A 5,892-nucleotide genomic window follows, 5' to 3' on the forward strand; every position below is an offset into this window, starting at 1 on the left:
CTCGGCAAGAAAGATCTCGCGCCGGGTCTGCTTACGCTTGCCCAAGCCCTCAGCGTCACCGAACGTCAGCTGCATGGATGAATCCTCTACATAAGGCGATAGTGTCGCGCATCTGCGGTGAGTTGATCAGACCTTCCCTAAGCTATGCGACTTCAGCACGATCAGACATAAGGACCATCAGATTTTCATGAATTTTCCCACGATACATAAAACTGGACATCGCGCTGAGCTAGCTGTTGAGGATCTATTTATGTCTTGGGATTGGAATGTGGGTCAAGACCGTATCGACATTGGCTATGACCTCTGCATCACTCCAGACCAGAACATCTACAGGGGGATAAGATTTCTTGTCCAAGTAAAAGGAACCGCCGTATCAAGTAAGCGACCTAAGGCATTGGTTGCGAGTAGTCGACTCCGTCAATATGCAGCAAGCATCCTTCCTGTGTTCATATTACGGGTTGCATCTGACAAAACCATATACTGGGTGCACGCGCAAGCTTGGGCGGCCACAAATAAGGAGGTCCTTCTGGATAAAAAAAGAAGAACAGTCACCTTCGATCCAGCTCGGACAATGGAGGACAGGAAATTCTTCGAACAGTATCTGCAAGAAAGCATTAGATCATTGGTCCAAACAAAAGACCGTCTCTCCATAGAAATAGAAGGTCGAAACTTCACTCCGAATGTAAAAAAGATTACACCCCAACAGCCACAACCTTCAAAAACAAGAGAGGCGCCACCTTTATATTCACCCCCTAATGCCAACATCTCTTTTCGGCCCATTGATAGCCCAGAGAACATAGAACGCTTGAAGGATGCTTATGAATACGGCCTCCCACGCTCCTTCGACGTGAGCGATTTTAAAATCACGTTACCAAGCAATTTCTCAAATACAATTTCGCCAGCGCCGCTTTCCAAAGGCATGGTGACCATGAAGCAGATATCCGCTAAGAAAGGGCTCGTTAGTATCTGTCCAGGACGGGAATATTCGGTCTTGGCAAGCGAGCTGATTTTGCCGGCAGATCTTTTTTCAGGATCGAAAGGCTCAGGGATCACAAATGAGCTCCAGCCTTCTCCTATTAACTTAGTTCTACGCTTGACTCAAGAAGAGACACGCCTCAAGACCGTTCTTAACATTGGTATCCGGGCAGGTTATTTTCAAGAAAACGTTCTGCAGTCGTTCCATGAACTCGCCCCACTCGCTAGCTGGGCAGAGCAAGTTGCCGCAGAAGACTCAATGCACATTGCACTTGATTTTGATAACCAACGAATCGAGCTCAAGCCCCCCGTCGAATCCGTCGATGGATGGCTACCCGTTTTGCAGCGGATCAGAAATCTTAGTCGGCTACATATGATTACTAGAGTGCTCAACTCAAATTTTTCCGTTAAAAAAGACGACCTTTTCTCTTCAGAAGACTTTGAGGACATAGATCTAGCATTCGAACTTTTGAGAGGGGCTAAAAAATCCGTTAACATTGGCGCGATGGAAGTAGACCTATCCAACAACGGAGCACTTAGGCACACAAAGGTTGCAGGAGAGTTTCTTTGCGAAACGCAATGGTCTCTTGAAGTAGCCGGGAAGGAAGTTGGAAATATCCCGGTAGAAATAAGCATGACAAACTATGTCATGGATGTGATTCCTAACTCCAATAGGGTCAGCATTACAAAAGATGAGCGGGGCCAAGCGTGGCTTAGGCACTCTAAGACTATGGTAAGCAGTGGAAAGATTCGGAGAAACCGCTAAGGGTTTGATTGCCCGGCAATCTCTTTCAAGCGCTCAAGTGCCTCTTTCTGCTTGGCGACAGGCAACCGCGACACAATCAAGATGATGTCGGCCAGCACGTCGGAAGTGGCGTGGAAATAGGCCACAGGTAGCTTTAACGCCTTCGCTAGTGCCTCAGCGGTCGCAGGATCCGGGTCATGTTGCCCCGTCTCGTAGCGGCTCACGCGCGTGGCTCCCGACACCGAGTCCACCATCCCAATGCGCTCCGCCAGATCGGCTTGGGTCCAGCCCATGGCCATCCGCGCATTGCGCAGACGCGTGCCATAGACCGTGGCAGGTGTCTTGGGTTTGGGCATCGAGAAGATTGCACGAAAGCTGAATTCCCTCAGTGTGCCGCTTGGAAGCGGGCGACTCATCTGCGATTATCGTAAATGCTGCCAGACCGGCGGTCTACAGGGGCTTTTCGTATGAAGCACACAGGACAAGGAGCGTTCGCTGCGCTCTTGGCGTTGACGTTCATCTCTCCACTCAGTGCCCAAGCCCAAGAGGTGCCGGAGCAGAAGTCCGGCTTTTTCCGTCAACTCGGAAAGGGGTTGGCCGACACGGGCAAGCAGATGGTTGGCATCAAGCCGCACGCCGGCACCAAGGCGGGCAGCCAAGGCACTGGCTCGATTTATGAACCCCTCAGCGGTGCAGGAAAGCTGCCCGGGCTCTTCAAAGGCGACAACCACCAGCAAGCCCGGCTCGGGAAGCTGGACTGGCCCCGCGTGGCGCTGACCTTCACCGAATGGGGCGCCTCCCTGCCCTGCTGGACGGCGGAGGCCCGCATCTGGACCAGCCCGACCGCCTCGACCACGGAGACCTTCCGCACCTGCTTCGATGCTGCCGTGACGGAAACGGACGACCTGGGCGAGACGGCGGAGCTCAACAGCGCGGCCCTGTGGAAAGGCCGCGACTCACTCAGCGGTATCCGGGTGCCGCCCAGTAAGCCGGACACCGGCGCTCAGCGGTCCACAGGCCCCACTCCGCCGGCTCAGCCGTTCGTGGTCAACGTGAGCCGCCCTGGCGTCGCTGACAGGGCCATGGACGTGTCGCTGCGCATCGCGTGGGTGAGCGGCTTTGTCCAGACCGCCGACCTGCACCCCGGTGCCTCGGGAATGCTGACCCCTTTCAAAGATTCCAGGCTTTGGATCGCTGGCTTCAAGCCCGACGGGAACCGCGACAAGTAAGCCGGTCGCCCTCTCTATCACTCATCAGCAAAGGAACGACATGAAAAACGCACGGATCCCCTTGGTCGTCCTGACCATGGCCCTGGGCCTGACCGCCTGCGGCGGCAAGCCCTCATCTGACAACGCCAAGGAAGCCTTTGTCCGGCTGCTGCAAGACAGCGGCGCCGGCCAAGTCACCGACGTTCAGAATTTCGAGCTCACCGGCTGCGTTGAGGCGGAGGGCGTCGACGGCTATCGCTGCGACACGAGGGGCAAGGTGGCGATCGACATCGGAGGCCGGCAAGTGCCCATCCCAGTGAGCAAGAACCTGCGCTACGCCAAGAGCGACGGCACCTGGAGGGCCTACGCTAAATGAAGACCCAACCAGATTCGATGGTGGGAACGTCAGCCGGCGCTGTGGGCGGCTTCCTCAAAGACGGCGCCATGCGCGCTGCCCCTAAAAAGGTGACCACCCCGCACAACCGATTCTTCTGCTGGTATTCGCTGTCCCTGCTCTTCCTGGGCCCGTTTGGCTTCATCGTTGGGCCGCTGATGGCTCGGCGGGGCCTGCGGAAAGCCGAGCAGCTCTACCCGTCGGAAGCACGGGTTGCCCAAGCGCGGGACACAGGGTTCGCTTGGTGGCAGTGGTGGGTGATGACCCTGCTGACCGTGATGGGAGCTTTTTGGGTCACCTCGGTGCTGAGTGGCCTTCCCATGGTGTTACTGGTGCTTTGGCTTCAGTTGACCACCTGAAGATCAATGGCCTGCTGCGAGCCTAGGCTTTTCCTGGGCTCGTAAAAAAAATAGGCATGAAACTACTTTTTTGCAAAAATACACGTCTAGATGCCAAGATCTGCATCCAACCTCCGCAAGCACATACCTAGCCAAATTACTTCGCCGCTGATAACTTCTGCATCAATGCAGAAAGCCGCTCACTATCTTTAGGCTTCAGCACACAAACCTTCCCTACAGTCGAATCGTAAAAATGAAATGGGGAAGCCTTCCAGCGCATCTCCTTGCCATTTTTACCATGTGCCTTTATTAGCACATGCAGATCCATTTGCTCTTCGCTCGGCTCGCCCACAGCGTCACACGCGCCTGACAACTCACCAATGAACCGGGAAAGCTCGCTTTCCTTAGTCACATAACCCTTGAACTTGGCGGCACTCAACATCTCGTCCTCTGAGAACCTAAGAGGAGCAGTCTCATCAAATCCCCTATAGAAAAAATCCAGCTTTTCGGCAGTAGCCCACGCTTTCACAACATTTTCAACCGCCCCCTGCGCGCAAGCAATCAAAGCCGTTAAAATTACGCAAAATAAAAAATTAAACTTAGCGTATTTTTGTTTATAGATTTTCATAAACACTCCGGGGTGGAACACTTAAATACAATTGGCTTTCCACCATGATCTCCACGCTCCCCTTCCCCAAGTTTATTTGCCGCGGGCTGCTCATAACCTTCAATCACATTCCGCTCTTCTTGATTACTGTAGCTCTCATCATACGTCTTAACGTCTATCACAAAAGCCCCGCGGTCGAACAGCTTATTTTCGGCATGTCCAAACTCATGAGCGAGAGCTAGTGCCGGGGATATGGTCGCTTTCTCACCATTCTTATCAATTATTGAAAGTCCACCCCTATCAGCCCAAGTCAACACGTTTGTATTTGGATTGAAATTCGATTGAGCAGCGTTGGTTCTATCCGCAGCTGGAGCAACCGTCACAACTTCGCGTCTAAGCTGCACTTCACCGATAGGACCCGCCACGCCGGCCGCATTCAAATACCTAATTGAACTTGCGAGATTTCTTAAAAAATCTTCTGGTGCGCCATTGGCGAACTTCACCTCACGCCCATCCGGGTCGGTGAACCGATACGGATTGTTGTTCGCATACCAATAGCGATTGAAGTTGGCTGCCAACACCGAGTCAGCGGCTACCGGATCTACGCTCAAGAACCGTCCCAAGTCTTGGTCGTAGTAGCGCTGCTGCATGTAGGTCAGCCCCGTCGCACCGTCCATGGCATGGCCGGTGTAGCCAATGCCATCGACCGTTTTGCCAATGGGGCTGCCATACGGCTGGTAGTCGGTCCGCTCGACCACTTGGCCAGCGGCATCTGTCACCGCAATCGGGCTGCCTAACGCATCGGTGTGCTGGAACTTGATGGCTCCTGCGTTGCGCGTGGCTAACAAGCTGCCGTTGAGGTAAACGTATTCCGTGTTGCCCTTGCCCGACGCCTCTGTGTAGAACAACTGGCCCGTCTGAGTGTAGACCTGAGTGGTCAGCGTTGTAGGGCGACCCGCTACGGTGCGGCGGCCGTAGGCATCGTAGGCATAGCTTTCCTTGCCGGTGACATCTCGCAGGCGATTTCCATAGTCGAAGGTATAGACCTGACCATTCTTGTTCTTGAGGTTGCCCTGCGGATCGTAGCTCAGGCCAACGGTTGTGGCGCCTGCATTGTTCTGAACATTGGTCAGACGGTTCTTGGCGTCATACCAGTAGTTCTTTTCCATCACCCCCGGCAGCTGTGCGCTGAGGAGGTTATCCAATACGTCGTAGGCGTATCGGTTCCAAGCATCGCCGCCGAAACGCCATGAACCAGCATCTGTTAATCGATCAAGACCGTCGTAAGACATGTGGCGGTTGTAAACCGACCCCATCTGCTGATCGAGGATAGTGGTGACGTTCCCATTCGCGTCGTATTGATACTCGAGCGACGCAACGTTCGAATCGCGAACCTGCTGAGGCATCTGCCGCCCGTTGATCACGAGAGAGTGACTGACGCCATTGCCATACGTGAACTGGCGCGCCGCTCCATTGGGGTAGTAACCAATCCCCGTAGCGTAGTTGCCCCCTGCTTGGTCGCGGACAGCTGTCGGCTGACCTAAGGAAGGTCTGATCAACTCACCGCAGATGCGCGACACTATCGCCTTATGTAGAGGATTCATCCATGCAGCTGACGTTCGGGG

Annotated in this window: 7 protein-coding genes; 4 read left to right on the forward strand and 3 right to left on the reverse strand. The window is 54.1% G+C overall.

Annotated features, from left to right (window positions below):
• Positions 1–187 precede the first annotated feature (187 nt).
• The gene (locus tag J7360_RS21130) at positions 188–1,741 is read left to right on the forward strand and encodes a DUF4365 domain-containing protein (RefSeq protein ID WP_209034797.1); all 1,554 of its coding nucleotides are present in this window, start codon (positions 188–190) and stop codon (positions 1,739–1,741) included.
• Here the strand turns inward: J7360_RS21130 and J7360_RS21135 are convergent.
• Entirely contained in the window at positions 1,738–2,136 is a 399-nt protein-coding gene (locus J7360_RS21135) for a helix-turn-helix transcriptional regulator (protein ID WP_232087940.1), read from the reverse strand. The genes J7360_RS21130 and J7360_RS21135 overlap by 4 nt on opposite strands.
• Positions 2,137–2,187: 51 nt before the next feature.
• Here J7360_RS21135 and J7360_RS21140 point away from each other — a divergent pair, with 51 nt between their 5' ends.
• Genes J7360_RS21140 through J7360_RS21150 form a run of 3 tightly spaced genes read left to right on the forward strand, consistent with a single transcriptional unit; the run spans position 2,188 to position 3,681 of the window.
• The gene (locus J7360_RS21140; protein ID WP_209034798.1) at positions 2,188–2,949 is read left to right on the forward strand and encodes a hypothetical protein; all 762 of its coding nucleotides are present in this window, start codon (positions 2,188–2,190) and stop codon (positions 2,947–2,949) included.
• Between the two features lie 40 nt (positions 2,950–2,989).
• On the forward strand, positions 2,990–3,304 hold the full coding sequence (locus J7360_RS21145; protein WP_209034800.1) for a hypothetical protein: 315 nt from the start codon (positions 2,990–2,992) through the stop codon (positions 3,302–3,304).
• The gene (locus J7360_RS21150; protein ID WP_176215051.1) at positions 3,301–3,681 is read left to right on the forward strand and encodes a hypothetical protein; all 381 of its coding nucleotides are present in this window, start codon (positions 3,301–3,303) and stop codon (positions 3,679–3,681) included. Before J7360_RS21145 ends, J7360_RS21150 begins: the two co-directional genes overlap by 4 nt.
• A gap of 136 nt (positions 3,682–3,817) precedes the next feature.
• On the opposite strand, the gene J7360_RS21155 is transcribed toward J7360_RS21150, so the two are convergent.
• Together J7360_RS21155 and J7360_RS21160 are read right to left on the reverse strand one after the other, a co-directional pair.
• A complete protein-coding gene (locus J7360_RS21155) occupies positions 3,818–4,288 on the reverse strand; it encodes a hypothetical protein (RefSeq protein WP_057662563.1) in 471 nt (156 codons plus the stop codon).
• A partial coding sequence (locus J7360_RS21160; RefSeq protein ID WP_280515207.1) for an RHS repeat-associated core domain-containing protein occupies positions 4,285–5,892 on the reverse strand: 1,608 nt, incomplete at its 5' end. The genes J7360_RS21160 and J7360_RS21155, both read right to left, overlap by 4 nt.

The organism is Xanthomonas sp. D-99 (assembly GCF_017746145.1).
In the GTDB taxonomy this organism is placed as follows: Bacteria; Pseudomonadota; Gammaproteobacteria; order Xanthomonadales; family Xanthomonadaceae; genus Xanthomonas; species Xanthomonas cissicola.